Annotated in this window: 26 protein-coding genes; 16 read left to right on the top strand and 10 right to left on the bottom strand. The window is 55.4% G+C overall.

Annotated elements, in window-relative coordinates:
- Nucleotides 1-18: 18 nt before the first annotated feature.
- Entirely contained in the window at nucleotides 19-426 is a 408-nt protein-coding gene (locus GTN70_06980; protein NIO16727.1) for a CoA-binding protein, read from the bottom strand.
- Nucleotides 427-642: 216 nt separating this feature from the next.
- Here GTN70_06980 and GTN70_06975 point away from each other — a divergent pair, with 216 nt between their 5' ends.
- Genes GTN70_06975 through GTN70_06960 form a run of 4 tightly spaced genes read left to right on the top strand, consistent with a single transcriptional unit; the run spans nucleotide 643 to nucleotide 4,144 of the window.
- A complete protein-coding gene (locus tag GTN70_06975; protein ID NIO16726.1) occupies nucleotides 643-1,230 on the top strand; it encodes an SIS domain-containing protein in 588 nt (195 codons plus the stop codon).
- A 1-nt stretch (nucleotide 1,231) separates the two neighbouring features.
- The gene (locus GTN70_06970) at nucleotides 1,232-2,176 is read left to right on the top strand and encodes a hypothetical protein (GenBank protein NIO16725.1); all 945 of its coding nucleotides are present in this window, start codon (nucleotides 1,232-1,234) and stop codon (nucleotides 2,174-2,176) included.
- Nucleotides 2,160-2,951, top strand: coding sequence for a hypothetical protein (locus tag GTN70_06965; protein NIO16724.1), 792 nt, complete (start codon nucleotides 2,160-2,162; stop codon nucleotides 2,949-2,951). The genes GTN70_06970 and GTN70_06965 overlap by 17 nt, the downstream gene beginning before the upstream one ends.
- Nucleotides 2,948-4,144: a hypothetical protein gene (locus GTN70_06960; GenBank protein NIO16723.1), complete on the top strand. Its 1,197-nt coding sequence runs from the start codon at nucleotides 2,948-2,950 to the stop codon at nucleotides 4,142-4,144. The genes GTN70_06965 and GTN70_06960 overlap by 4 nt, the downstream gene beginning before the upstream one ends.
- Before the next feature lie 103 nt (nucleotides 4,145-4,247).
- Here the strand turns inward: GTN70_06960 and GTN70_06955 are convergent, their stop codons facing one another.
- The 3 genes from GTN70_06955 to GTN70_06945 are packed head-to-tail and all read right to left on the bottom strand — an operon-like array spanning nucleotide 4,248 to nucleotide 7,130.
- Complete coding sequence (locus GTN70_06955) at nucleotides 4,248-5,213, bottom strand: NTP transferase domain-containing protein (protein NIO16722.1); 966 nt, start codon at nucleotides 5,211-5,213, stop codon at nucleotides 4,248-4,250.
- Nucleotides 5,155-6,285 carry a phosphotransferase gene (locus tag GTN70_06950; protein ID NIO16721.1) on the bottom strand — a complete coding sequence of 377 codons (1,131 nt, stop codon included), beginning with the start codon at nucleotides 6,283-6,285 and terminating at the stop codon, nucleotides 5,155-5,157. Before GTN70_06950 ends, GTN70_06955 begins: the two co-directional genes overlap by 59 nt.
- Nucleotides 6,282-7,130, bottom strand: a complete 849-nt coding sequence (locus GTN70_06945; protein NIO16720.1) for a TIM barrel protein — start codon at nucleotides 7,128-7,130, stop codon at nucleotides 6,282-6,284. Before GTN70_06945 ends, GTN70_06950 begins: the two co-directional genes overlap by 4 nt.
- A gap of 35 nt (nucleotides 7,131-7,165) precedes the next feature.
- Between GTN70_06945 and GTN70_06940 the strand changes: the two genes are divergently transcribed.
- On the top strand, nucleotides 7,166-9,319 hold the full coding sequence (locus GTN70_06940) for a transglycosylase SLT domain-containing protein (protein ID NIO16719.1): 2,154 nt from the start codon (nucleotides 7,166-7,168) through the stop codon (nucleotides 9,317-9,319).
- On the opposite strand, the gene nagZ is transcribed toward GTN70_06940, so the two are convergent.
- The 4 genes from nagZ to GTN70_06920 are packed head-to-tail and all read right to left on the bottom strand — an operon-like array spanning nucleotide 9,299 to nucleotide 13,605.
- A complete protein-coding gene (gene nagZ, locus GTN70_06935; protein ID NIO16718.1) occupies nucleotides 9,299-10,303 on the bottom strand; it encodes a beta-N-acetylhexosaminidase in 1,005 nt (334 codons plus the stop codon). The two genes, GTN70_06940 and nagZ, sit on opposite strands and share 21 nt — an antisense overlap.
- Nucleotides 10,304-10,305: 2 nt before the next feature.
- The gene (locus GTN70_06930) at nucleotides 10,306-11,169 is read right to left on the bottom strand and encodes an ABC transporter permease subunit (protein NIO16717.1); all 864 of its coding nucleotides are present in this window, start codon (nucleotides 11,167-11,169) and stop codon (nucleotides 10,306-10,308) included.
- Nucleotides 11,162-12,082, bottom strand: coding sequence for an ABC transporter permease subunit (locus tag GTN70_06925; protein ID NIO16716.1), 921 nt, complete (start codon nucleotides 12,080-12,082; stop codon nucleotides 11,162-11,164). Before GTN70_06925 ends, GTN70_06930 begins: the two co-directional genes overlap by 8 nt.
- Nucleotides 12,082-13,605, bottom strand: coding sequence for a hypothetical protein (locus GTN70_06920; GenBank protein NIO16715.1), 1,524 nt, complete (start codon nucleotides 13,603-13,605; stop codon nucleotides 12,082-12,084). Before GTN70_06920 ends, GTN70_06925 begins: the two co-directional genes overlap by 1 nt.
- 283 nt (nucleotides 13,606-13,888) lie before the next feature.
- Here GTN70_06920 and ccsB point away from each other — a divergent pair, with 283 nt between their 5' ends.
- Genes ccsB through GTN70_06865 form a run of 11 tightly spaced genes read left to right on the top strand, consistent with a single transcriptional unit; the run spans nucleotide 13,889 to nucleotide 23,578 of the window.
- Nucleotides 13,889-14,716: a c-type cytochrome biogenesis protein CcsB gene (gene ccsB, locus GTN70_06915; protein NIO16714.1), complete on the top strand. Its 828-nt coding sequence runs from the start codon at nucleotides 13,889-13,891 to the stop codon at nucleotides 14,714-14,716.
- A gap of 12 nt (nucleotides 14,717-14,728) precedes the next feature.
- Nucleotides 14,729-16,039 (top strand): glutamyl-tRNA reductase, encoded by a 1,311-nt coding sequence (locus GTN70_06910; protein NIO16713.1) that lies wholly within the window; start codon nucleotides 14,729-14,731, stop codon nucleotides 16,037-16,039.
- Between the two features lie 2 nt (nucleotides 16,040-16,041).
- Entirely contained in the window at nucleotides 16,042-16,974 is a 933-nt protein-coding gene (gene hemC, locus GTN70_06905) for a hydroxymethylbilane synthase (GenBank protein NIO16712.1), read from the top strand.
- The gene (locus tag GTN70_06900) at nucleotides 16,940-17,764 is read left to right on the top strand and encodes a hypothetical protein (protein NIO16711.1); all 825 of its coding nucleotides are present in this window, start codon (nucleotides 16,940-16,942) and stop codon (nucleotides 17,762-17,764) included. The genes hemC and GTN70_06900 overlap by 35 nt, the downstream gene beginning before the upstream one ends.
- Nucleotides 17,765-17,782: 18 nt before the next feature.
- Nucleotides 17,783-18,763, top strand: a complete 981-nt coding sequence (gene hemB / locus GTN70_06895) for a porphobilinogen synthase (GenBank protein ID NIO16710.1) — start codon at nucleotides 17,783-17,785, stop codon at nucleotides 18,761-18,763.
- 2 nt (nucleotides 18,764-18,765) lie between these two features.
- Nucleotides 18,766-18,969 carry a DUF4177 domain-containing protein gene (locus GTN70_06890; GenBank protein NIO16709.1) on the top strand — a complete coding sequence of 68 codons (204 nt, stop codon included), beginning with the start codon at nucleotides 18,766-18,768 and terminating at the stop codon, nucleotides 18,967-18,969.
- Complete coding sequence (locus GTN70_06885) at nucleotides 18,959-19,447, top strand: hypothetical protein (protein NIO16708.1); 489 nt, start codon at nucleotides 18,959-18,961, stop codon at nucleotides 19,445-19,447. The genes GTN70_06890 and GTN70_06885 overlap by 11 nt, the downstream gene beginning before the upstream one ends.
- A gap of 8 nt (nucleotides 19,448-19,455) precedes the next feature.
- Nucleotides 19,456-22,035: a DNA polymerase I gene (gene polA / locus GTN70_06880; protein ID NIO16707.1), complete on the top strand. Its 2,580-nt coding sequence runs from the start codon at nucleotides 19,456-19,458 to the stop codon at nucleotides 22,033-22,035.
- Between the two features lie 24 nt (nucleotides 22,036-22,059).
- Complete coding sequence (locus GTN70_06875; GenBank protein NIO16706.1) at nucleotides 22,060-22,659, top strand: sigma-70 family RNA polymerase sigma factor; 600 nt, start codon at nucleotides 22,060-22,062, stop codon at nucleotides 22,657-22,659.
- Nucleotides 22,659-23,132 carry a hypothetical protein gene (locus tag GTN70_06870; GenBank protein ID NIO16705.1) on the top strand — a complete coding sequence of 158 codons (474 nt, stop codon included), beginning with the start codon at nucleotides 22,659-22,661 and terminating at the stop codon, nucleotides 23,130-23,132. Before GTN70_06875 ends, GTN70_06870 begins: the two co-directional genes overlap by 1 nt.
- Nucleotides 23,129-23,578: a hypothetical protein gene (locus tag GTN70_06865; GenBank protein ID NIO16704.1), complete on the top strand. Its 450-nt coding sequence runs from the start codon at nucleotides 23,129-23,131 to the stop codon at nucleotides 23,576-23,578. The genes GTN70_06870 and GTN70_06865 overlap by 4 nt, the downstream gene beginning before the upstream one ends.
- Nucleotides 23,579-23,614: 36 nt before the next feature.
- Here GTN70_06865 and GTN70_06860 read toward each other — a convergent pair whose 3' ends face one another.
- Both GTN70_06860 and GTN70_06855 read right to left on the bottom strand, forming a co-directional pair.
- A complete protein-coding gene (locus tag GTN70_06860) occupies nucleotides 23,615-25,114 on the bottom strand; it encodes a hydroxylamine oxidase (protein NIO16703.1) in 1,500 nt (499 codons plus the stop codon).
- A 79-nt stretch (nucleotides 25,115-25,193) separates the two neighbouring features.
- The coding region (locus tag GTN70_06855) for a hypothetical protein (GenBank protein ID NIO16702.1) at nucleotides 25,194-25,362 on the bottom strand (169 nt) is incomplete at its 5' end.

The following is a 25,362-nucleotide window of genomic DNA, read 5'->3' as shown; positions in this document are numbered from 1 at the left end:
TTCGATGCTCATTGCCTGCTAAAGTTTCTTGCGGTACCGTGCGTGCTCAATTTTAATGCACCTGTTCATTATAACCGTGATGTTTTTGGATTCAAGAAACTCCCTGGCGTGCTCGTTTTCTATTCCCTGCTGCATCCAGAAAAACTTCGGGCCAATCAACGCGGCCTGCTCGGCGATGGGGGGGATATCATCCGATTTCCTGAACACGTCAACGAGATCCACCTTTTCAGGGATGCTTTGAAGATCGGGGTACGACTTTTGCCCCAGCACTTCGGGTATGGTGGGGTTGACGGGGATGATCCGGTAACCATTTTCCCGGAGATACCTTGCCACCTGGTGGGACGGGCGATCGGCGTTATCCGATAGCCCGACGACCGCTATGACGGTGGTTTCCCTGAGGGCCCGAATGATAGTGTTCTCAACCATGCTGCCTCCCGCCTTCACTTTTCAATTTTCAAACACAACTTTTCCAAAGTCAATTCAATTTCCCGAAAGCGGTAATGCAAGAGGCCTGCGTTTCTTGGCTCCCCCCGTTGCTGGCCACCGCTTATCCCCTGCCTTGACTCTGTCCCGGTATTTTTTTCCCTTGACCGGGTAGCGTGGGGAGGATATTTTCATCTTATTCTTTCCGGACGAGGGGAAATGAGAAAGCAGGTCCTGAAACAATTCAAAGAATCTGCAGATCTGATATTGAAGGTGGCCGATGAACTGGTTGAGCCGATCATCGACGCAGCCAAGATCATTACCGAGGCCCTCCGGAGGGGCAACAAGCTCCTTCTGTTCGGCAACGGCGGAAGTGCGGCGGATTCGCAGCACATAGCAGCGGAATTTGTTAACCGGTTTATGATCGAGAGGCCCCCGCTTCCCGCGATTGCACTGACTACCGACACCTCGGTGATAACCTCGATCGGAAACGACTATGGATTTTCCGAGATTTTCGTCAAGCAGATAAAGGCTCTTGGAAACAGGGGAGACGTTGCGATTGCAATTTCAACCAGCGGCGCCTCTCAAAACATACTGAAGGGAGTCAGGGCCGCAAAGAAGATGGAGATCGTAACGGTGGGTCTCACGTCGGTAAAAGGTAAAAAGCTGATCGACCTCGTTGATCTTCCCCTCGTCATACCCTCGGAATACACGCCGAGAATTCAGGAGGCGCACATCGTGGTGGGGCATATACTCTGCGACATGACGGATATGATGCTGTTTAAGAATTACAAGAGGAAAGAGTGAGATGACGCTGGATTTGACGAAGCTCAGGCGATATTCGATTCATGAAAGAAGGAGCAAGGTAAGCGTGGAACACTTTGTGGGGAAGTACGAGAAGGGGTCCACTTTTGCCCGCTTTCTTAAATCCATTCCCCCGATTCTCGGCGGGGAGGAGTTCCACTTCGTCGTCAGAAGCGTCAGGCATGCAAAGAAAAGGGGCAAGAAAGTCGTAGCCGGGTTCGGTGCCCACGTGTTGAAGGTGGGACTCTCCTCTTTGATCATCCAGCTTCTCGAGAACAGACTCATCGATCACGTCGCGGTAACGGGTGCCTTTCTCGTGCACGACGTTGAGCTGACCATGGCGGGGCTCACGTCAGAGGATGTAACAGAACAGATCCGGGACGGGAGTTTCGGCATGGCGCAAGAGACGTCTCTGTTTCTGAACAGGGCGATTCAGGAAGGAGTCGCGAAGGGCGAGGGGCTGGCGCACGCGGTAGCTTCGAGGATAAAGGAGGCATTTTCGACACCGGCGGGTCCAAGCGTCCTTGCCTCCTGCGTGGCAACGGGCGTGGGTCTCTCGGCCCATGTAGCCGTAGGGAGCGATATAAACCATATGCACCCGGAAGCCGATGGCGAATCTATCGGCGCGGGGTCTCTCCGGGATTTCCACGCTTTTACCGAAGCCGTGATGGGAATGGATGAAGGGGTGTATCTGAACATAGGGTCGGCGGTGATACTTCCTGAAGTTTTCCTCAAGTCGGTTTCCCTCGCAAGGAACCTTGGCCGCCCTCTGAAGAGCATAACGACCGCCGCGCTCGACTTCAACAGGCATTACAGAGTGTGGGAGAACGTGGTAAAGAGGCCGACCGGTGATGGCGGCAGGGGAGTCTACCTGGTTGGCCATCACGAAATATTGATACCACTTCTCGTTGCAGCCCTGGTCGAAGGTGAAGATGCAGAGAAGAAGTGACCTTATCGCTTTTCTGTCTGACTTTGGTTCTGATTCTCCCTATCCGGGAATTGTCAGGGGGGTAATTCATGGAATACACCCCCGTGTCTGCATTGTCGACCTGACCCACTCGGTCCCCTCCTTCGATGTCACCCTGGGTGCCTTTTTCCTCTGTTCTTCGCTTCCCTGGTTTCCCGAGGGGTCGATATTTCTCTCCGTCGTGGATCCCGGTGTTGGCGGTGCAAGAGAAGCGCTGATCGTCATGACGAGGAGGTATACCCTCGTTGGTCCCGACAACGGGATCATGTACCCTGCCGCCGCCAGTGACGGAATCGTGGCCGCGTATAAAATCGTTCCCGGGGAATACACCTTCCACACGGGCTGCGAAACGTTTCACGGACGGGATATCTTTGCTCCCGTTGCATCCCACCTGTCCCTGGGGGTTGCACCGGAAAAATTAGGCGAAAGGGTGGAAGGGATCGTGCAGATCGAGCTTCCCGGCCAGGTATGGTCCGGTGACACGATCGAGGGGACGGTACTCTTTGTAGACTCCTTCGGCAACGTCATAACGAGCATCCAATCCTCAACGTTCCACTCTTTTGCCGGAGAAAAGAGTGAGTTTCTGATCAACGGGTTGAGAGCGGTTGCTGCTGGCACCTTTTCTGATGTGGCATCCGGCCTGCCGGCACTTGTGCCCGGCAGCTTTGAGAGGATAGAGATCTGCATCAATCGGGGTGATGCCTCCTCCAACCTGGGCTTGTACAGGGGGGATCGCGTGGAGATATCCAGGACATGAGGAAAAGAAAGATACTCATTACCGGCGTGATGACGGGCACATCCGGTGACGGTGTCGACATCTCCCTCCTTTCCTTTTCCGGCGGCAGGAATCCCGATTGGGCAGCCCTTGAGTGCGCCTCCTATCCCTTTCCCAGGAAGCTCCATGAGGAGATCATTCGGTTTCAGGAAAAACGCGAATTGTCAAAAAGAGAGTATCTCAGGTTCTGTGCCGCCCACGGGAACTTTGTCGGTGTGAAAGTCGCGGGGTTTATCGAAAAGAGGTTCGGAAACAGGCCGCTTTCGAATGCTGCGATCGCCTATCACGGGCAGACGATCGCCCACTATCCCGAAAGGGAGAGGGTGGGGAAGGGAAGGTATTCCTTTACCCTCCAGGCGGGCGACGCCTCGGTTGTCTCCCGTATCACGGGGCTCACCGTGGTATCGGACTTTCGTCGTGCCGATGTTGCCGCCGGGGGCTCAGGAGCGCCCCTTGCGCCGCCTTTTCACGCGCTTCTTTTGAAAGGTGTGAAGAAAACGAGCGCCTTTCTCAATATCGGGGGGATAGGGAACATCACGATCGTGAGAAATGGGAAGGTTGTCACGGCATCGGACACGGGTCCCGGCAACATGCTCCTGGACGGAGCGGTGAAGTTTTACACGGGGGGGAGAAAAACCTTCGACAGGGGCGGGAAAATTGCGATGAAGGGGACCCCTTCCCGTGGTCTGCTGCGCTTCATCGAGGAAAGGGACGGCTTCCTGAAGAAGAAAAAGCCGGCTTCAACGGGAAGGGAAACCTACGGGGAGAAGCTTCTGGGGAAAATCCTCTCAAACGCGAGAAAGCGGGGCCTTTCAGGGGAGGATGTCATAGCGACCCTTACATACTATACCGCTTCCTGTGTTGCCCGGTTTCTGGGGGAGATGGGAGCGCACCCTCTATCGTGCCTGTATGTGGGAGGCGGTGGGGCGAAAAACGATGCATTGATGTCTGCCCTGGCCGGGCTCGTGCCCGCCGGGAGTGTGGTCACATCACGCGGGACAAAAGTCGCCCCCGACTTTGTCGAGTCTGCTGCGTTTGCCTATCTCGGTTACCTGTGTCTTGCGGGAATACCGGTCGACACGTCCTCTTTTACCGGCGGAGGCAAGTCGATCCTGGGCAGGATCACGCCGGGAACGAACTTTCAGAGCCTGATGAGGTATCTGCACCGGCGGTGAGCGGTAGAGAATTCCCCCCTCTTTTTCCTTCATCAGACGGCCTGAACCGGCAGGGAATGGTCAGCTCCCTGTTTCTCTACAGCCGGCGGGAAAGCCGCCTGCCTCACGAAAGATCCTTTCTTCTCTGGGGCGGGCATTTCACCGTCCTCGTGGGCGTTACGATCGAGTCCTCGATGAGGGCATCTTTTTCGACTTTCCCGTTTTCCCAGATGATCGAGTGCCGAACGGTGGATCCGTCTCCGATGGTTGCTCCCCCTTCCACCGACACGAAAGGTCCAAGGCGGATATCTTTTCCGAGGTGAGCTTCGTCGGCGATCCTGACGGGAGGGATGATCGAGACTGTTTCCGATTCTGCCTGCACAGTCTCCGGGCGCGCCTCCATGAGCTGCAGGGTGCTTTTCAGGTAGTCTGCAGGCGTTCCGAACTCAAGGAACAGCCCGTCGGCCATGAAACCGTGAATCACCATCCCCTTTTTTCTCGCCGGCACGATGCCGTTCTGGATGATACACGATTTCCCCGGTGGCAGAAGGTCGAGGATCTCCGGCGAGAAGAGGGATAGGCCGGAGTAAAAACCGCAGTATGCGAATTCATCGGGCCTTTTGCCGATCGACAGGAGCCTGTTTTTTTCATCGAGGTACACGGGTGTGTATTCTTCATCTCCGAGGGGGAACAGAACCATCGTAGCTGCTGCCCGGTGAGACCTGTGGTGGCGGATGACCTGTTTCAGGTCGAAATCGAGAATGGTGTCGCTGTTTGCGATGATAAAAAACTTTTCGCCGCCGAAGTGAAAGGCGGCATTTTTCAGTCCACCTCCCGTTCCGAGAATGTCCGGTTCGATTATGTAGGAGATTTTCCCTTTGAAACCGCCCCACCTGCTGATCTTATTTTTTATTATGCCGGGGATTCTGTGGAGATTGATGACGAACTCTTTTGCCCCGCATGCGCTGAGGAATTCGATGTTGTATGAGATCAAGGGCCTTCCAAGAACGGGAATGACCGGCTTTGGAAGCTCAAACGTCAGAGGACGGAGCCTGGTCCCCAGGCCTGCCCCGAGGATCATAGCCTTCAATGAAACCTCCCCCCTTGTTCTTTATTTGATCAGCAAGCGATTCCAGAAGCGGTAGTATGTGAGCCGATAGGCGTCCATATTTGTTTTTGAGAACGGGATTCTCCCTGAGGTAGGTTATGGTCGGGCCGACATACCTGAGATACCTGCCGTCTCCCCTGCCATGAAACATGAAGAAGAAGGTTCCCAGGGCTTTCAGGTTCCTCTGGATAGCCATAGTGAAAAGATTGTCGAAATGCTCTTCTCCTGATTTCCACGTCGCAAAAGGCTCGCCCTCCACCTGCCCTGTGTAGCGTGAAAAAAGCCGATCCCTCTTACTTTCGGGGATGACCACGTATGAGTCGAAAAGAAGCGATGAGAGGTCATAATACGCGCTTCCCATCCGCGCGTCCTGGAAGTCGATGATCCTGATACCCCCGCCGGGAAGCACCATTATGTTCCGGCTGTGGTAGTCACGGTGAGCGAGAACGAGGGGAAGGGTGATGATGTCGTTTATGACCGGCTCTATGTGGACGGCGAAATCGGACACGACCCTCTTTCTTCCTCTCACGGATTCAAGTTTTTCAAGCCCCCATGTGGCCAGAAAATTCATTTCCCACATGAGCTTATCAAAATCGAAGGAGTGTTTGGAAGGCAGCGCCCGCCCGTCGAGACAGCGCGACCCCCTTCGCTGTACCGCAACGATCTGGTCTATCGCGTCTTCGTAGATTTCAGTCACCTTCCGGCCAAAACCTATTTTTTCGACCATATCCTCCAGTGTCGTGTCACCGGCGTCTTCGAGCAGAAGGATCTCTTCTTCGGGTATGTGGAGGTAGACCCGGGGGACCGGTATGCCGGCAGCCGTCATGTACCGGTGGACGTTGAGGTATGCAAGCTCCCCATCGACGACATGGGATGCGGGATATTTCATCATGACCATGGTGGTGGTAGCATCGCCGGCCCCGTCTTTCCCCTCCAGGGTGACCCTGAAGTAGGTTCTCGTCGATGCATCCCCGCGAAGCTCTTCGATCGATTTGACCGTCCCGGGATTTACTCCTGCCCGGAAGAACAGTTTCTGGAGGTGCGATACGTTCAACGCTTCTTTTCCTCGATGATTCCTTGCAGGTATTCGACGCTTGTATCAATTAAATTTTTCAGGAGGGCAGGATCCGATCCCTCCCCCCTGAGGGGATCTCGAATTTCCAATGTGAGGGGGCCACGGTAATCGAGCTCTTTCAGGGTTTGAATGATCCGGTTCCAGTTTACCCCGCCGTCCCCGGGTGGGAGGTGGTCGTCGCTGTCGCCGGCGTTGTCAGAGACGTGGATGTTCACGAGGCGGCTGTTTGTTGTGACGAGGGCGTAGGCGGGTGACTCTATGACGTTGGCATGGCCAATGTCGTTGCACACCCCGACCCGCTCTTCGGGGAAGCTCCTGGCTAGCTCCACGGTTTTCAATGCAGTACCGGAGGGACTGGTCGTGTTCTCTATCGCGATTTTGACGTTATCGGGTAACTTTTCGATGAGCCGCCACATGCTGTCGATGAAGAGAAAAGTTCTCTTCCCCCCGATATCTCCCCCCGGGATGGAAGGGTGAACGACGAGTATTCCCCCCGTATCGGGGTCGAGGATTTTTGATGCGGCAATCGTCTCCCGGATACTCGAGAGTCTCAGCTCCTCATCTTCCGATGAGAGCGAGAGCCACCTGTTCTTTTTTATATCATCGATGTGGAAGTAGAGGGGGAAGTGGACGGATTGTATGGTGATCTTCTTATTCCGGAAGCTCTGAAGGATCCTGTCGACATACTTTTTATCCCTGTAGGGGAAGTGGGGGTTGACTGCGAATATCTCTACCGATGTAACCCCGCTCTCTTCGAGGATATCTATGAACTCCTCGGTAAAATCGTGATATACAAAAATATGTGTCGATACGGAGATAAACATAACTACCAGGATTTTATATGATTACAGGAAATTGTGTGAAAGAAAAGTTGATTGTGAAGCTGTCCCGGTTCGGTCTTCTCCTCTTTCTTCTCCTCTCCGTTATGGTGAACGTCGGCGGGTATTCGCATGGCGGCGAGGAGGAAGGCAAATTTTTTTCGGAGGAAATGTTCGGCGCGCTGAAAAAATGGGTGACCATGCTCAGGGTTGGGGACTATGAGGGCCTGCTCGCCCGCCCGGTGTCTGACAAAACAACGGCGGGTTTCAAAGATTTCGATCTGTTCCTGAAGGGGCTCGCGGCGTACGAGACGGGTGACTTTGCCCTGGGTGAACGCGTCAGGGAACAGCTCGCAGCTGAGCACCCGGAGAGCTTTCTTACCCGTTACCTCGACGTCGATGCGGCCTTCTCCCTCCTTGAAAAGGGGGATGTGGATGAAGCGAAGGGGCGGATGGGCGGAAGGCAGAAGGGCGAGCCTCTCTTCCATCGTGAAGGTTCAAGGTTTCTCTACGTGATGGGGAGAATGCGTCTTGCCGAGGGCAGGGAGGTTGCGGGGGTCGATTTTCTCGTGGAATGCGTAAAGCGTTTTCCGGGTACGGAGCCCGCGCTTCTCTCGGAGCGGGTCGTCGTTCCGCTGCTCCTTGGAAAAGTCAATGAACAGGAAGCTGCGGGGTTCGCGCAGGCCGCGCTGAAGCTCGGTGAAGCGCTGGCCGGGGGAGGGAAGTTCAAGGAGGCCGCTTCCGTGCTCGGGCCCTGGCGGAAGAGGGCGGGAGTGGGTCTCGGTGGAAAGTTCGACCTGGCGCTGGCTAATGCGCTGAGGCGGATGAACCGGTATACCGATGCGATTTCGGTACTCCTCGAGAAAAGAAAGGGAGAGCCCCGGGAAAGTGTGGCGATGAAGCTTTTTTACGCCGGCATATACAACTGGTACCGGGGGAGCATGGCCGAAGCCGAGAACCTGTTGAGAAGGGTTCTGAGTGACCATGGCGGTACCGCTGCCTACGGCAAAGCTGCCTACAATCTCGGCAGGATCAAGGAGGAAGGGGGGAATTTTCAGGAGGCATACAGCTATTACCAGGTGGTTTCAGACTCAGATAGAAACAACCTGAAGGCCGAATCATCCTTCAGGAGGGGCCTGGTAAAATTCCTCGCAAAAGATTACGACCTGGCGGGGAAAATATTTTCGGAAAACGCAAAGAGGTTCGACGGTGAGGAGGACTCCTTCAGGAACCTTTTTTTCACGGCCTACAGTCTCGAAAAGAAGGGGGAGTTGCAGAGCGCAACGTCGATCTACGAGCAGATCGTCCAGGAAAGAAAGGGTGGTCTCTATTACTTCCTTTCCCTCGGAAAGCTGGGCAGGTTCGACGGCTGGGAGATCCTGGGAAAGGTGTCCTTCGAAGATGTCACATCGGCGGGCCTCCTCGAGAGCCTGGCCCGGAGCCGGAAGGATCGGCCCGGAAATACGCTCCTGTTGACGAGGGCTATCGTCTTCCAGAGGCTGGGCCTCTCGGCGTTCTCGATCGAGGAGCTCTCAAAGGCCGGACCGAAAGTCACGGTGCCGTCCGGGATTCCGCGGAAGGCCCGGGTAGCCGTCTCCGCCTATGCCTCGGGGAACTTGAGGAGGGGGATAGAACTCTCCCTGCGGGCCGATTTTCCCCTTCACGGGTTCGGGGGCCGGTATCTTGACTCCGGTATCTATGTAAAATATCCTGCGCTCTCCTTTATCGGAAGGGATGGTGTCGGGGGAAACCCGGATCCCTTTTTCCTCCATGCCATCATACGACAGGAGTCGCTGTTTGATTATTCGGTCATATCGAGTGCGGGGGCGATCGGGCTTGGCCAGATTATGCCGCAGACAGGCAAGAGGATCGCAAGGGAGCTGGGGGTGGATGATTTTACGCTGGAAACCCTTTTTGATCCGATTACCAATGCCACGTTTGCCCGGTTTTATCTCGGGAGCCTGATCAGGCGCTTCGGGGGAAACTATGTGGTCGCCGCTGCAGCCTACAACGGTGGAGAGGCCGCTGCCTCACGGTGGCGCAGGAAATCGGGCGAAGATCCCTATCTGTTTCCCGAGATCATCGGATACGAGGAGACGCGGAAGTATGTGCGGAGAGTTTTCATGCATTACCTCTATTACCTCAAAGTCTACGGGAAGGAATGGGATGCCCTATCAAACGGAGCTGAGTCGTGAGACGTACTTTCTGAACCAGGCCGTCCTTTGGTGTATGTCCTTCAGTCCAGACCGTTCAAAATCCTTCTGCTGGTAAAAAGACGTAAGGGAGCCGAGCAGCTCCTCCTGGTCGTCCTTCTCCCCGCAGTGTATGAGGATATCCGTTGATGACTCGGCGGTCAGACAAGCGATCTCGTCGGAGGAGAATCGGGATGAGATCGCCTTCATCGCCAGGTCGTCGGAAATGACGGCTCCCGCGAAACCAATCCTCGTCCGCAGGATATCCTTGACGATAGTCTTCGAGAGGGTGGCGGGAAGGTCTTTGTCCAGTTCCCGGTAGAGCACATGGGCAGTCATCACGGCGGGAAGCCCCTCCTTTGCGGCATCCACAAAGGGTGCGGCGTGCACGGACATGATTTCATCGGGGGAAACTTCGACGAAGGGAAGCGTTTCGTGTGAATCCTCCCTCGTCATTCCATGCCCGGGGAAGTGTTTGACCACGGGGCAGATCCTGCCTTCGATGAGCCCCCGCGCAAAACCGATGCCCAGTCTGGATACGTCGCGGGATGAGTTCCCGTAGGACCGATCGCCGATGACCCGGTTCAAGGGCTCCGTCAAGACGTCCAGCACCGGTGCGGCGTTCACGTTCAGGCCGAGCCTCCTCAGGCTTTTCCCGACCCTTACTCCCAGGTTGAAGATGAAGTCGGGGTCATTTCTTGCCCTTCCGGCAAGAGAGCGGGCCGATGGAAGAGGCAGGAGGGACCCGGTGATCCGCTGGACTCTTCCCCCCTCGTGGTCGATCATGAGCAGGGGAGGGGCTATCTTTGCCGCTGCAAAGATTTGTGAAACGAGGCTTCTGAACTGGTTCGGCGACTCGAAGTTATCCCGGAAAAATATGATCCCCCCGCAGAGTCCTCCCGTGAGCCACTTCGCCATGTACTGGGGGAGCGTTATGCCCTTGAAGGAGAAGATGACCCTCTCCCCTATGGATACGGGATTTTTCATCGTCAGAAGATCGCCCCTTCCTCCGTCCTGATGTCGAGGGTGTCCCGGAGGCCGTCGCCGATGAAATTTATCGATATGACCAGGAGCATTATTGCCAGGCCCGGTATCGTGGTAAGGTGTGGTGCCACGAAGAGGTAAAACCTGCCCTCATTTATCATCGCCCCCCAGCTTGGAAACGGGGGTTGAACCCCGAGGCCAAGAAAGCTCAGGCTCGCTTCGGCCACGATCACCCGTGCGACGCCAAACGTTGCCTCTATGATTATCGGCGACAGAGAGTTCGGCAGCAGGTGCCTGATGAGTATCTTCAGGGATGGAAGGCCGGAGGCTTTTGCGGCAACGGCGAATTCGGCGTCCCTGAGCTTGAGTATCTGTCCCCGTACGATCCTTGCATATCCCACCCAGCCGATTATCGATAGGGCAATGATGACATTTCTGAGGCCGGGCCCGAGGGCTGCAGTCATTCCGATGGCCAGCAGTATGCCGGGAAATGCAAGGAAGATATCGGCGATACGCATGATCACCGTGTCGACCACGCCTCCGAAGTATGCAGATATGGCTCCGAGAAATATGCCGCTCATGAGGGAGAAGGCAACAGCGAGGATTCCTGCCGTGAGAGAGACCCGCGCCCCGTAGATAATGCGGCTCAGTATGTCCCTTCCGAGCTTGTCCTGGCCCAGGAGATGGTTTTTCGAGGGGGAGCTGAGGCTTCCCGCAAGGTCCTGGTCAAAGGGGTCGTAGGGCGCGATTGCGGGGGCAAGGAGTGCCAGGAGGACAAAGAGGAGGCATATGATTCCACCCGCACGCACCGTGCCTTTGCCGGAAAACCGAAAAACCGCGCTTTTTCTCGCCGTCCCGATTCTACTCATATCGAATCCTCGGATCAAAGAGACCGTAGACGAGATCGGTCACGAGGTTTACCAGCACGTAAAAGAGGGCGATAAAGAGCACGCATCCCTGGACGAGCGGGTAGTCTCTGCTGTTTATCGCGTGGATCGTCAGCCTCCCTATCCCCGGCCAGGAAAAGATGGTTTCCGTGATGATGCTCCCCGCCAGCAGTGCACCGAACTGCAGGCCAAGGACGGTAAGCACGGGGATCATGGAATTTTTGAGAATGTGGAGCAAAACGACCCTTCTTTTCTTCACCCCCTTTGCGACTGCAGTTCTCACATAGTCCTGCGTCAGCTCGTCGAGCATGGAAGAGCGGATGAGCCTGGTCAGGATCGCAGCCATCCCGAACCCCATGGTTAAAGCGGGAAGGATGATATGGGCGATACCGGCTCTGCCCGAGACGGGAAGGAGATCGAGCTTTATCGAAAAGACAAGAATCAGCAGGGGCCCGAGCCAGAAGTTGGGCATGGACAGACCGATCAGGGAAAAGAGCAGGCTTCCGTGATCGTAAGACGTATCGCGTTTGATTGCCGCAATTATGCCCGCCGGGAAGGAGATGAGTATCGCCACGATGATCGACGCTATTGCAAGCTCGAGGGTTGCCGGGAATCTTAAGAGTATTTCCTCGATTACGGGTTTCCTGCTCCTGATCGAAGTGCCAAGGTTTCCCGATGACAGCCCCTTGAGGTACTCAAGGTACTGTTCGTGAAGGGGCAGGTCGAGTTTGAGGTATTTTCTGAGCTCCTCCTTCTGTGCTGGCTGGGCGGTCTCTCCGAGCATTATGTCAACGGGATCTCCCGGTATCAGGTGGGCGAGGAGAAACACTGCGGTGACCACCCCGAAGAGGACGGGAATGAGGGAAAAAAGCCTTTTCAGTACATATCTGCTCATTAACCTTCTATCCAGACCTCTTTGATCGGCCTGAACGATTCGTCGGGCAGGAGGGTGAACCCCCTGATCCTTCTGTCCCGGACGAGTATGTTCTTGTTGAACCACAATCCCACGACAGGGATATCTTTTGAAACTATCTTCTGAACCTCCCCGTATATCTTCCTGCGCTTCTCCTGGTCGAGCTCGACCCTGCCCTCCTGGAGAAGCCTGTCCAGAAGCGGGTTTTTGTACCTGTTTCTGTTCGCTCCCCTGGGGGGGGTGCTGCTCGAATGAAATGCATAGTAGTATATATCTGGGTCGGTAATCCCGACCCATGTAAGAGAGTAGATCTGGAAATTTCCCGATTTTATGTCGCTGAAAAACGTCCCCCACTCGAAGGACTGTATCGTGACCTGTATCCCGATTTCCCTGAGCTGCTCCTGTATTACCTGTGCAATTCTCCTGCGTAGCTCGTTCTGCGATGTCTTGTAGCTGAGGGAGAATCTCGGTGTGCTGTTCCCTTCCGCCGCGGGATACCCCGCTTCATCCAGGAGCCTCTTTGCATGCTCGGGGTCGTAGGCGTAGTCTTGCACGTTTTTCTCGTGTGCCCAGTAAAGGGGGGAGATCAGGGTATCTCCCTCCTCCGCCTGGCGCAGAAGAATTTTATCGATAATCTCTTTCCGGTTGATTCCCCGTGCTATCGCTTCCCGGACTTTTCTCTTCCTCAAGATCGGGTCCTTGAGGTTGAAGCCGAGGTAGGAGAAATTGCTCCCCGATTTTTCCTCGACCACGAGCTTGTCGTCTTTCCTTACCTCTTCGAGAAGGTCGGGATCGATGCCGTTGATGACGAAATTCACCGCGCCCTTTTTCAGTTCCAGGAACCGGACGTTATCATCGGGGATGATCTTGATCAGCACGTTCCGGATCTTCGGGGCCCCATCGAAATAGGATTCGTTGCCGATAAATTCTCCCGATTCGTCGGGTGAAAGGCTGACCATTTTAAACGGCCCCGTGCCGTTCTCTGAGCTTTTCAATGCCTCCTCTCCGGTGCCCGATTTCACGATGGGAACGGTGAGCGCGGTGAGGAAAGGCGCGAATGGTTCTCGCAGAATTATGGTCAGCCCCTTGTTGCCCCTTTTCTCCATTCTGTCGATTATCTTGAACGTCTCACGGTGGGGGGAGCCCCTTTTTTCGTCCCTCAAAAAGTCATAGGTATAGATCACGTCCTCGGCGGTTAACTCGCTGCCGTCGTGGAAGGTTACCCCCTCTTTGAGGGTTATCTCGTAGCGCACCTTCGACACCGTTTTTACGCTTTCGGCCAGGTCGGGGATGGGGCTGCCCCTTGCGTCCTTTTTCATGAGACCGTTGTAGCAGAGCTCTATGATCTGGTGGCTGTATGCGTCGGTTGCGTACCGGGGATCGATGTTTGTTGGAGAGCCGTTGAGTGCAATGACCAGGATGCCGTTTTGTATCGGTAGAGACGGTGTGCAGCCGCAGAGGTGTGCGAGGACCATGCACAGGACCGATAATGTTAAATGTTTCATCGGTGAAGCCTCCAGATTAAACTAAATGAGGTGTGGCGGCGTGTCAAGGCAATAAGACAGAAGTTCGGAAGCTTAAAAACTGAGAAGTCAGGCAGATCTCAACATTTTATCCTCCCGGCATGTTTTCTTTTCGGTCTGCTGCCCCTGCAATCTTCCCGTTTTTTTACCCGGGACCCGGGACCCGGGACCCGGGAGTGCCGATGTTGCGCTTTCTTGGTTGCATGTGTATCGATGCTGTTTTATTATTTAAAAGGTCGTTAAAAAAAAACGGGTTAGGGATTCCGTGAACGTATATTTCCTTCGCATAGCCACCCTGTTCTATCTGGTCGGAAGCCTTCTCTATCTCTACTACATAGCCTTCTTGAAGGACAAAGCCGCCAGCTGGGGGAAGTACACGCTCATCGCCGGTTGCGGGATTCACTTTATCGGGTTTGTATTCAGGTACTTCGAGGCAGGGTTCACGCCGATAACGAATCTCTTCGAGTCCCTCTCTTTCTTCTCCCTCTCCATCATGTTTATTTTCCTCATAGTCGAGGGGAAGTACAAGCTGAAGGTGATCGGGGCCTTTGCAGCACCCATCGCGTTCATTTTTATCCTCTTTTCCGCCTTTATCTCGGCAGATATTCAGATGATCCCTCCCGCACTTCAAAGTTACTGGCTTCCCGTGCACGTGACGCTGCTCTTTCTGGGAGATGCCATTTTTGCCGTGGCCTTTGCGGTGGGGATCATATACCTGATTCAGGAAAAACAGCTGAAAAGAAAAAAGCTGGGTCCCCTCATGAAACGGCTGCCTCCCCTCGATACGCTTGATGAGATAAACCACAAGTGCCTGACTTTCGGATTTCCCCTCCTCACTGTCGGCATCATTACCGGGTCGATCTGGGCAGAATATGCGTGGGGCTCCTACTGGTCCTGGGACCCGAAGGAAACCTGGTCTCTCATTACATGGCTTCTTTACGCAGCCCTTCTCCACGGCAGGTTGACTGTCGGCTGGCGGGGAAGAAAAGCCGCTATACTCGCAATCATAGGATTTGGGGCTATACTTTTCACGTTCCTCGGTGTCAATCTCCTCCTGCCCGGCCTCCATTCCTACTCAAGTATGGCGAAGTAGAGCTAACGGGAAATGAAACTGGTATTAGTCGGATTGAACTGGAAAACAGCCACCCAGGAAGTTCTGGAAAAGTTTGCGATTCCCGAAAATGGCATGGGTATGGCCCTTGCGGGCATGATGGAATATCCTTCGGTGAAGGAGTGTGCGATCATCTCCACCTGCAACAGGACCGAGATTTACACGGTATCGGACGATGCCTATCAAAGCTTCAGAAACACGAAGGAGTACCTGGCCCGTTACAACTCGTCGACGGTCGATGAGATCGATGGCTACCTCTACGCCTACCGCGGGTTCGATGCCGTCAGGCACCTCTTCCGCGTGGCGTCGGGAATAGACTCGCTGGTTTTGGGCGAGCCTCAGATATCGGGACAGGTGAAAGATGCCTACGAATACTCGCTGAAGTTCGATGCCTCGGGGCCTTTTTTGAACAGGCTTTTTCCGAAGGCCATATCAGTCGTCAAGAGGGTCAGAACCGATACGGCGGTCGGAGCGGGTGCCGTTTCGGTGAGCTCGGCTGCAGTGGATCTGGTGAAAAAGATAATTTCCCAGCTCGACGAAAAATCGGCCATGGTGATCGGAGCAGGAGAGATGGGGGGCCTTGCAGCGAGGCATCTTGTTTCCGCGGGGATAAGGGACGTCACGGTAACAAACAGGACCTTTGACAGAGCCATGAAGCTTGCCGATGAAATGCAGGGGAGTGCCGTCAGGTTCGAGGAGTTCAAGTCCCGCCTCAAGCTTGCAGATGTGGTGATCAGCGCCACCGGTGCTCCGGGCTTCATAATTACGAAGGAAGACGCTGTCAGGGTAATAAAGGAGAGAACGAACAGGTTCTGGGTTCTCATCGACATAGCCCATCCATCGGATATCGACCCCTCCTGCCACGAGGTGGAGAACGTATTTCTGTACAACATTTTTGACCTTCGGTCCGTGGTGGAGGAAAACCTGGACGAGAGGAAAAAGGAGGCGGAAAAGGCGGAAAAGATAATCGTCGGTGAGGTGGAAAGTTTCGGAAAATGGTTCGAAACCTACCGGGCGGCCCCCATCATTGTGGAGCTGAGGAAAAAATTCGACGGTCTGAAGGACAAGGAGGTTGAAAAAGCGATCTCCCAGCTGAAAGGTGCCGACGAGAAGACCGTCAGGACAATTATGGCAATGGCCAATTCCCTCATGAATAAATTTCTCCACCAGCCGATCAGCGCGTTGAAGCAGGGCGAGAACCTCGAAAACGGGGTAAGCGCGGGAGAGGCGATCCGGAAGATATTCGATCTCGACGATGGGGAAGGGGTATCGGTTTCCGAAGAAAAGGAGAGCGTTGAGAGCTGATCATGGGAAAAAAACGGGTTTATCTGGGCACGAGGGGGAGCATGCTCGCCCTCTGGCAGGCGAACCACATAAAGGACAGGATCGAGCAAAACTCGCCGGATGTCTCCGTGGAGCTGGTCAGGATCAAGACCACGGGAGATAAGATACTCGACGTTCCCCTGGCCAAGGTAGGGGGGAAGGCCCTGTTCGTGAAGGAGATCGAGGAGGCCCTTCTCGACGGGAAGGTGGATTTCGCCGTCCACAGCATGAAAGATGTTCCAACGGTTATCCCCGCGGGGCTCGAAATCGCCGTTGCGACGGAAAGGGAGGACCCGCGGGACGCCCTGGTCTCTCCATCGGGAAAGAAGTTTCACGAGCTTCCCGGCGGGGCATTGATCGGAACGAGCAGCCTTCGCCGGCAGTCGCAGGCTCTCCATGTCCGTGGTGATCTGAAAATAGAGGTTCTCAGGGGAAACCTCGACACCCGGCTCCGGAAAGTATCCGAAGGGGTTTTCGACGCCGTCATACTCGCTGCTGCCGGGTTGAAAAGGATGAACTGGGAGGACCGGATAACGGAGTGCATCGACCCGGCGGTCATGATTCCGGCTGTCGGCCAGGGGGCCCTCGGCATAGAGGTTCGGGTGGATGATGCGGAAACAAAGGAGCTGATCTCTTTTCTGAACCACGAAGAGACGGCCGCTGCCGTCTCGGGAGAGCGGGCCTTTCTGGAAAAACTCGAGGGCGGGTGCCAGGTGCCGATAGGCGCCCATGGCGTCGTAAATGGCAGGCTAATGAGGATAACCGGTTTTGTCGCCAGCACAGACGGGATGAGGATGGTCCGCGGAGAGGTTACCGGGGAGGTGAGCGATTCGCCTGCCCTGGGCAGGGCTCTTGCGGAAGACCTCCTCTCAAGGGGAGGCGGTGAAATCCTCGAGGAGATCTATAAGGAGGCCTGAAATAGCAAATCGCAGAGGGGCCGACCTGACGGGTCTATCCATACTCATCACCAGGGAGGGGGAGCAGGCCCTGGTGATGGCCGGCATGGTAACTGCGCGCGGGGGTGATCCGCTGGTGTTTCCAACGATCCAAACCCGCCTTGCACTTCCCCCGGGGCAGGTGGAGGCATTCAGGAAAGAGCTGTCGCGGTCGAGCTGGGTAGTCCTTTCGAGCGTAACGGGCGCAAAGTTTCTCATGGATATCCTCGGAGAGAGCTTTCTTTCACTCCTGGAAACGAGGAAGGTTGCTGCCGTGGGGAGAAAGACGGCGTCTTTCCTTAAAGAAAGTGGCTGCAGGGTCCATCTGGTTCCCGACAGGGAAGACAGCCGCTCCCTGGCAGAGGCTCTCTGCGGGATTCTGGGAGACGACGACCGGGTTTTTTTTCCCCGCGCGAAGGAGGGGAGAAGGGATTTGATCGATATCCTGAAGGAGAGAGGGTTCAGGCACGAAACGCCGGTGCTCTACGAGACCGGAGTGCCCGAGTACGGGTCGGATGAGGTGCGAAGGGTTCTTGACGCAGGGGTAAGTTACGCAACCTTCACGAGTCCGTCGACTTTTCAAAATTTCATCTCCCTTGCAGGGAAAGAAAGCTCCGCATCATTTTTTAAAAATGTTAAAATCGCTGTCATAGGCGATACTACTGCAGACTGCGTGACCATGCAGGGGTTCGTGGTGTCGGTAAAACCCGACTACCCCGATGTGGAGAGGCTCCTGGACGCGATTTCTGCTCACAACGCCGGTGTCAGCTGAAAAGAGGAGGGTTTTTCGATGTATTTCCCCGAGACCAGGCTGAGGAGGCTTCGGAGGACGGAGCAGCTGAGGAAGATGGTGAAGGAAACGGCCCTTTCCACAAACGACCTCGTCTACCCCCTCTTTGCGATTCACGGTGACAACGTGCGGAAAGAGGTTGCTTCCATGCCCGGGGTTTTCCAGCTCAGCATCCCGAATCTCGTGGAAGAGGCGAAGGAGGCATACGGTTACGGTGTCCCCGCCGTTTTGCTCTTCGGTATCCCCGAGGGGAAAGATCCCCTGGGAACTGACGCATACAGCGATGACGGCATCGTTCAGGGGGCCGTTTCAGCGCTCAAGAAGGAATTGCCCGACCTCGTGGTCATAACTGACGTGTGCATGTGTGAGTATACCGATCATGGCCACTGCGGTGTCCTCGACGATAGCGGCAGCGTCGACAACGACGCCACCCTGGACCTTCTGGCCAAGAGCGCATGTTCCCACGTCAGGGCAGGGGCGGACATGGTGGCCCCCTCGGACATGATGGACGGCAGGGTTATGGCGATCCGTGATGCTCTCGATGAGGAGGGTTTTCACCATATCCCGATCATGTCCTACGCGGCAAAGTATGCCTCGGCGTTCTACGGGCCTTTCCGTGACGCCGCGGAATCTACCCCCCAGTTTGGTGACCGGCGCTCCTACCAGATGGATCCGCCGAACGTGCGGGAGGCGATCCGCGAGGTTTCCCTGGATGTGGAGGAGGGAGCCGACATCGTGATGGTGAAGCCCGCCCTTGCTTACCTGGATGTCATATCGATCGTGAAGGACCGGTTCGACGTTCCCGTTGCCGCCTACAATGTGAGCGGGGAATATTCTCTGGTAAAGGCAGCGGCTTTGAAGGGCTGGGTCGATGAGGAAAGGATCGTGATGGAGATCATAACCGGTATCAAGAGAGCCGGGGCCGACCTGATCATAACCTATTTTGCGAAGGACGTAGCCAGAGCCCTTGGAGGGAGCTGACCGTGCAAAAACCCCCGTACAAAGTGGTCGAGGTGACCGACGTTACGGACAGTGAGATAGAGAAGGCCCTGAACGAGTGGGTGGAGAATGGCTTTACCTTCGATTCGATCCACTTCGTGGCCAGGGAAGGATCGAGAAGGCCTGCGATGGCCTTCCTTTTTTTCACGAAAGAGGTTAATTTTCCGGAGGAACCAGATGAAATTTAAATTTGACATGCCCCTTCCTGACCAGGACAGGGTCAGGGCCCAGTTCATCCCGCGGTTCGTTGCGAAAGGAATCGACCTGGTGATCGCATTGTGCCTCTGGCACATACCGGGTGCCTCGGGAGTGATTGCCGCGATTTTCTACCTCCTTATTGCCGACGGGTTCATCGGGGGAAGAAGCCCCGGAAAGATGCTCAGCGGGTTGAAGGTGGTTCGACTCGATGGGGAGCACTTTGATTATCTCTCCTCCATTCTCAGAAACATTCCCGTTGCCCTTCCCTTCTTTCTCTTTATTATTCCCTCTATCGGGCACTTTCTTGCTTACACGGTGGGTGCTGGCGTGCTCATCGTCGAGGCCTCATTCTGCCTCTACAATGAGGACGGGATGAGGATAGGCGATACCGTTGCTTCGACGGCCGTCATCTTCCAGCCGGAGAAAGAGAGCGAACCGGTGAGCGAGAGTGCCGAAGAAGAATTGTAATAATTTTTATGGGCAGTAAGGCAACATTCCTCATAATCGACGGAAACAATCTCCTCTACAGGGCTTTTTATGCCCTTCCCCGGCTCACCGCATCGAACGGGACGCCAACGGGAGCTGTCTACGGCTTCGTGAACAGCCTTCAGAAGGTCAGGGAGAGGTTTTCCCCTTCATACCTCTGTGTCGTTCTCGACGCCCCGGGGCCTACGTTCAGGGAGGAGCTGTATGACCGTTACAAGGAGAAGAGGCAGAAAATGCCCGAGGATATTGCACTGCAGCTGCCGATTGTCAAGGAGATCATAGATCTGAGCGGAATACGGAGAGTCGAGATAGAGGGGGTCGAGGCGGATGACGTGATCGGGAGCATCTGCAGGAGGGCGGCGGAACAGGACCTGCAAGTGATCATCGTCTCCTCGGACAAGGACCTGTGCCAGCTGGTCACGGATGACGTCCAGATGTTCGATTCTCTGAAAGACAGCATCATAAAGCCCGAGGATGTGGAGAAAAAATTCGGTGTCGGGCCCGGGGGGATAGTCGATTTCATAGCGCTATCGGGAGATCCCACCGACAACATCCCCGGGGTTCCGGGGATCGGAGGAAAAACCGCCGCCGCTCTTCTCAAAGAGTTTGGCTCCGTTGAAAATCTGATCAGGAACCTGGATTTCGTGAAGGGGAGAAAAAAAGAGCTCTTGAAAGAGAACCTGGAAAGCCTCGAGGTGTCAAAGAGGCTTGCCAAGATAAAGGATGATGTGCCGCTTGCTCTCCAGATGGGGGATTTCAAACCCGGAGAGGCCGACAGGGATGGGCTCTTAAACCTTCTCCGGAAGCTCGGCTTCAGGGCAGAGGCTGCCCGGGATGAGGGAAGAGACGATCTGATATCAGAGGGGCAAAGAGCGGGAGTGTCTTACGGGGCGATCAGGAATTTTGAAGAGGCAAAAGAGGCGTTTAAGTCGGTTACGGATTCCGTTGCTGCCCTGGTGCCTTCCGCATCGGGGGAAATCGGGGTGGTGGGTGTTTCCGTGGGTGGAGAGAGCTACGTGGTCAACCGGGATGTGATCGGTGAGGCAATCGATCTCCTTGCCGGGAGGGGCGTCAGATTCATCGGCCATGACCTGAAATCGGCTGTCTGGGGCTGTCCCCCACTTGAAAAGGTTTTTGACCTCGCTTATGGCGACACCATGCTGCTTTCATACCTCCTCCATCCGGAGGAATCCTCCCTGGCTCTATCGCGGATGCTGACACGCTACACGGGAGTTGAGATCGAAACGGAATTCGTAACGGAGGAGGAGAGGGTTGCAGTACTGTCCGGTGGAGTCCGGCGGCTTTCCGGGCCTCTCGAGTCGAGTCTTGCTGGGGAGGGATTTTTGAAACTCTACGAAGAGCTGGAACTGCCCCTCCTTCGTGTTCTCTACGGGATGGAGAAAAGGGGCGTCAAGCTCGAGGCGGACAGGCTGAAGGGTCTCTCCCGCCGGCTCGACGGGGAACTCCGTGAGATAGAGGGGAGCGTGGGCAGATATTCGGGAGGCGAGGTGAACCTCTCGTCCCCGAAGCAGGTATCCTTCCTGCTGTTTGAAAAGCTCGGCCTTCCCCCGGTAAAGAGGACGAAGACGGGTTTCTCGACGGACGTGGAGGTCCTCGAGCAGTTGAGCCCGCTCCATGAGGCCCCCTCTCTTATCCTTTCGCACCGGACCCTTTCAAAGCTCAAATCCACGTACGTGGATGTGCTGCCTCACATGGTGGATTCGAGCACGGGCAGGGTTCATACCAGTTTCAACCAGATGCAGACCGCCACGGGGAGACTCTCTTCGAGCAACCCGAACCTCCAGAACATTCCCGTTCGCACCGGCTACGGCAGGGAGATCCGTGAGGCCTTCGTGCCCGGTGAGGGCTTTCTGTTCGTGTGCGCCGATTACAGCCAGATTGAGCTGAGGGTCCTGGCCCATCTCTCGGGGGACGAGCGCCTTCGTGCGGTGTTCGAGAAAGACCGGGATGTCCACCGGGAAACGGCCATGGCCCTGTTTGATGTTGGTGAGGGTGAAATCACCCCGGAATTGAGGAGAAAGGCGAAAATCGTGAATTTCGGCGTCCTCTACGGCATGACACCCTTCGGCCTATCCAAGGAGCTGAAGATACCCCAGCCGGAAGCAAAGAAATACATCGACGATTACTTCGACAGGTATCCCGGGGTCATGCGGTTCATCGACGGCACGCTGGACGGGGCCAGGGAAAAGGGATATGTCGAGACGCTCCTGGGAAGGAGGAGATACATACGGGACATAAACAGCAGGAACCAGGCACTCAGGCAGGCGGCCGAGAGGATGGCCGTCAACGCTCCCGTCCAGGGGACAGCGGCCGATATTATCAAGCTGTCGATGGTTGAGCTCGAAGGGAAGCTTAAAGAGAAAAACATCGATGCCCACATCATTCTTCAGGTCCACGACGAGCTCATACTGGAGGCCCGGGCCGATGTCGCCCGCGATGCAGGTGGCCTGCTGAAAGATGTCATGGAGGGGATTGTATCCCTCGATGTGCCGCTGAAAGTGGATGTAAAGAGTGGATATTCATGGGGAGCCCTCTCGGCGGGGATGTGAATATCCATCCCATGAAGGCGTCAAATGGATAGGAAGAAAAAACTTTCCGAATGCGACGATCACGCGCTGATAAGGCGGGCCATCGGCGGGGAAAAGGAGGCTTTTTCGGAGCTCGTCAGAAGGTATCAGGCACGGGCGTATGGAGTTGCCGTGGGAATCGTGGGAAACAGGGACGACGCGCTCGATGTCGTTCAGGACTCTTTCGTGAAGGCCTACACCGCAATCGGGGATTTCCGCTTCGATGCGAAATTTTACACCTGGTTTTACCGCCTTCTCATAAACAAGGCCATTGACAAGGTGAGGGAGGTTTCGAGAAATCCCCGGGCAGCCTTCGATGAGACCTACATGAAGAGGGAAGATGGAGAGGCGGTGGGGCACGCTGAGTTTTACGAGAAGCCAGACGATGCAGTGGCGAGACAGGAACTGAGAAGGGTCATGAAACAGGCTATAGATTCCCTTCCGGAACATCATCGTACGGTCATCGTGCTGCGCGAGATCGAAGGTTTGAGTTATCAGGAGATAGCCGAGATCCTGGGTATATCCATCGGGACCGTCATGTCGCGAATCCATTACGGAAAGGAGAAACTAAGGGACCTGCTTTCCGATTATGTGAGGGCCAAGTGATGATTTGCAGCGATGTACGGGAAAAAATAGAGATGCTGAAGGACGGCCTCCTTCATCAGCCGCAGGAAGGCGAGGTGAGGGAGCATCTGGATGCCTGCGCTGACTGCAGGATGTACGTCGATGAGACGGGCCGTATCGGGGACCTTCTCCGGGAATACGTGAAAGACGAGGCAGGCCGTCTTCCCGAAAATGTTGTCCTCAAGCGGGTTGAGGCATCGATCGAGGAGGCCGAGAGCAAGAAAAGGGGCTGGTTCCTTGCGAACTTGAAGTATCTCGTCCCTGCCTTTGTCGGTGCTGTTGCTTTAATCCTCATTCTGGTTTATCCTTCAATGGAGAGGCACGAGATAAAGCAGCAGGTGAAATTTGCCGCCACCGTGGAGAGTATCGAAGCCAGGAACGCGACGGTTATGATAGTCGACAAAGGGCACGATACCCCGAAGGTAATCTGGATAATAGAAAGGGAAGAGATATGAAGCGCAGTTTCTTTTTTGCCCTCGTCGGCTTCTTTTCGCTGTTGCTGATTGTCTCTGCCCGCGTTTCCTCCGGTAACGATGCGGTTTCACTCGATGTGCAGGTGGTGCACGCATCATCGGGCAAAACCTTCGTGGACCCCACTCTCGTGAGCCTTCGGGAAAAGCTCGTTCGGCTCTTCAACTACAGCTCTTTCGAGATCATATCGAGGGCAAGAAAGCGGGCGCAAAAGGGGGAGACCGCGCAGTTTTCCATACCCGGAAACAGGAACATGAACATCGTACCCGTGGATGCATCCGGGGATGTGGTGAGGCTCGACGTGGTGATCGGCGGCGTTAAGAGCAGCATGGTCAGGACCGCCCTCAAAATGGAGCGGGGGTCGATCGTCATGGTCGGGGGTCCGGAGTTCCAAAGCGGGGTGCTCATCATCCTCATCTCGGCTGATTGACGGGCGTGTCCTCAGGCCGGGGCCTTCCCCGCCCACTCATTCCTTCTCTAATGTGAATTCGAGCCAGTCATTCATCAGCTGGATGTTTTCCGCCATGAACCAGCGGCCGTTGGCGAAAACGCCGTAATCTGCTCCCCCCATGGCAGAGGCGAGTCGTGTGGAGTTTGCGTAAAAGAGCCACTGCTTGACCCACATCTTTTCTATTTCCTCGTTGAAGATACTGTCGCCCCGGTCGAGTCCGAGTGCCGCATTCTTCTCCCATGCCGTGAGAAGGATGTCCGTCGCCGTGCGCGTCATCTCGTTGGTCGTTTTGATCGTATTTTTCAGCCTCGCAAAGTGCCCTTCCACCCACTCGTAGCTGTGGCACGGGGCGCACACCTTCTCCATCTCCTTTTGCCTTCTTTCCATCTCTTTTCCGTCGATCAGAAACGATGATGCGGGCTCACCGGTGAGCTCGGTGGGGAGGAAAAGCCCCTGCTTGTTTTTTATGATGGACGTGTCCGCTGATTCGGGATGGGGGTGGGCGTAGATCAGNNAGATCAGTCCGAAGAGACGAAAGGGGAGCCGGTCATTCATCCGGTGTGTTCTCTTGACGACAACCTCACCGTCCTCCGTTGCCAGCAGGCTTATGTGGCAGGCGGCACAGGTGGGCGCGGTAAAGTCCCTTCCCGGAACCCACGGGACGTTGCTGAAGTTCCACTCTTTCGAAGAGGAGTCGTAGATGTTCCCGTGCTTGCTGACCGAGTAGACTTTGTAGGCGGGCACGTCGGGCCCTTTGTGGCAGGTGGAGCAGGTGTGGGGCTTCCTGGCCATTTCCGATGAGAATTGATGCCTGGTGTGGCAGGGCGTGCAGGCGCCTTTCGAACCGTCGGGATTTATCCTGCCCACGCCCTGGTTCGGCCATCCGGAGAGTACGGGAAATTCCATCTCTCCCATGACCGTGTCCCTTTTCCGCGTGCCTCTGACTTTTACCACGGTGCCGTGGCAGAAGAGACACGAGTCGGCGAAGGTCTCCTCGTTCTGTTTCGTCAGCGTCGTCTTCATGTCCGAGAAGGTCTGGATGCCGTTTACCTGGTCCGCGAGGTCGTGGTACACGGGGTTATTGACGAGGTTACCGTAGGCGTTGGCCATGATGTTTTTTCCATATTCCGTTACCTCCACGGGATGGCAGGTGGAGCAATCGGGCGGCGAGACGACCACGTGAACGCTGTAGCCGTTGTGATCGAAGGTGTCTTCGTGCTTCTCCGGGTTCATCGTGTGGCATTCGGCGCATCCCACCACCGTCTCTTTCAGGTTACCGGGGACGTCCGCCGCAGAAATTCTTTTTTCGAGCTCTTTTTTCTTCAGCCCCTCCGCAGGGGTGACCTGTGCATGGAGGCTCTTTTTCCAGTCGGCCACGATGCCGGGTGTCGCTTCCTCGTGGCAGGCCAGGCAGTCTGCAGTTGCATCGCTGACCGGCGGATCGCCACAGAGCGCAGGATTGCTAAACGAGGAGAAAACGATCGCTGCGAGAAACAAGACAACGCTTTTCTTCATCTGGCCCTCCTGACTTTTTTAGACTGAACTCCAAACTCTGAACTCTGAACTCTAAACTCGGGACTCGGGACTATGTTTGTTACACCTCCCTCCCCGGCCTCTGATATTCCCGTATCACCTTTTTAAGCTCTCCCCGCATTTCCACGTAGCGCTTCTTCATGCCGATCAACCATTCCCGGTGCTCGGCGATCTCCTTCATGGACCCGAGCCTGACGCCCGTACCGTCCACTCTTTCAAGGACGACCTCC

It is taken from the genome of Deltaproteobacteria bacterium (assembly GCA_011773515.1).
In the GTDB taxonomy this organism is placed as follows: domain Bacteria; phylum Desulfobacterota; class Deferrimicrobia; order J040; family J040; genus WVXK01.
This window is presented reverse-complemented; position numbering and strand designations above follow the sequence as displayed.

Bases quoted from the DNA above. Each gene is read 5' to 3' on its own strand.
- hemB (NIO16710.1), top strand. From the start codon at position 17,783: ATGTATTTCCCCGAGACCAGGCTGAGGAGGCTTCGGAGGACGGAGCAG.
- GTN70_06870 (NIO16705.1), top strand. From the start codon at position 22,659: ATGATTTGCAGCGATGTACGGGAAAAAATAGAGATGCTGAAGGACGGC.
- GTN70_06975 (NIO16726.1), top strand. From the start codon at position 643: ATGAGAAAGCAGGTCCTGAAACAATTCAAAGAATCTGCAGATCTGATA.
- GTN70_06875 (NIO16706.1), top strand. From the start codon at position 22,060: ATGGATAGGAAGAAAAAACTTTCCGAATGCGACGATCACGCGCTGATA.
- GTN70_06865 (NIO16704.1), top strand. From the start codon at position 23,129: ATGAAGCGCAGTTTCTTTTTTGCCCTCGTCGGCTTCTTTTCGCTGTTG.
- hemC (NIO16712.1), top strand. From the start codon at position 16,042: ATGGGAAAAAAACGGGTTTATCTGGGCACGAGGGGGAGCATGCTCGCC.
- GTN70_06960 (NIO16723.1), top strand. From the start codon at position 2,948: ATGAGGAAAAGAAAGATACTCATTACCGGCGTGATGACGGGCACATCC.
- polA (NIO16707.1), top strand. From the start codon at position 19,456: ATGGGCAGTAAGGCAACATTCCTCATAATCGACGGAAACAATCTCCTC.
- GTN70_06980 (NIO16727.1), bottom strand. From the start codon at position 426: ATGGTTGAGAACACTATCATTCGGGCCCTCAGGGAAACCACCGTCATA.
- GTN70_06925 (NIO16716.1), bottom strand. From the start codon at position 12,082: ATGAGCAGATATGTACTGAAAAGGCTTTTTTCCCTCATTCCCGTCCTC.
- GTN70_06930 (NIO16717.1), bottom strand. From the start codon at position 11,169: ATGAGTAGAATCGGGACGGCGAGAAAAAGCGCGGTTTTTCGGTTTTCC.
- nagZ (NIO16718.1), bottom strand. From the start codon at position 10,303: ATGAAAAATCCCGTATCCATAGGGGAGAGGGTCATCTTCTCCTTCAAG.
- GTN70_06945 (NIO16720.1), bottom strand. From the start codon at position 7,130: ATGTTTATCTCCGTATCGACACATATTTTTGTATATCACGATTTTACC.
- GTN70_06910 (NIO16713.1), top strand. From the start codon at position 14,729: ATGAAACTGGTATTAGTCGGATTGAACTGGAAAACAGCCACCCAGGAA.
- GTN70_06920 (NIO16715.1), bottom strand. From the start codon at position 13,605: ATGAAACATTTAACATTATCGGTCCTGTGCATGGTCCTCGCACACCTC.
- GTN70_06965 (NIO16724.1), top strand. From the start codon at position 2,160: ATGCAGAGAAGAAGTGACCTTATCGCTTTTCTGTCTGACTTTGGTTCT.
- GTN70_06970 (NIO16725.1), top strand. From the start codon at position 1,232: ATGACGCTGGATTTGACGAAGCTCAGGCGATATTCGATTCATGAAAGA.
- GTN70_06885 (NIO16708.1), top strand. From the start codon at position 18,959: ATGAAATTTAAATTTGACATGCCCCTTCCTGACCAGGACAGGGTCAGG.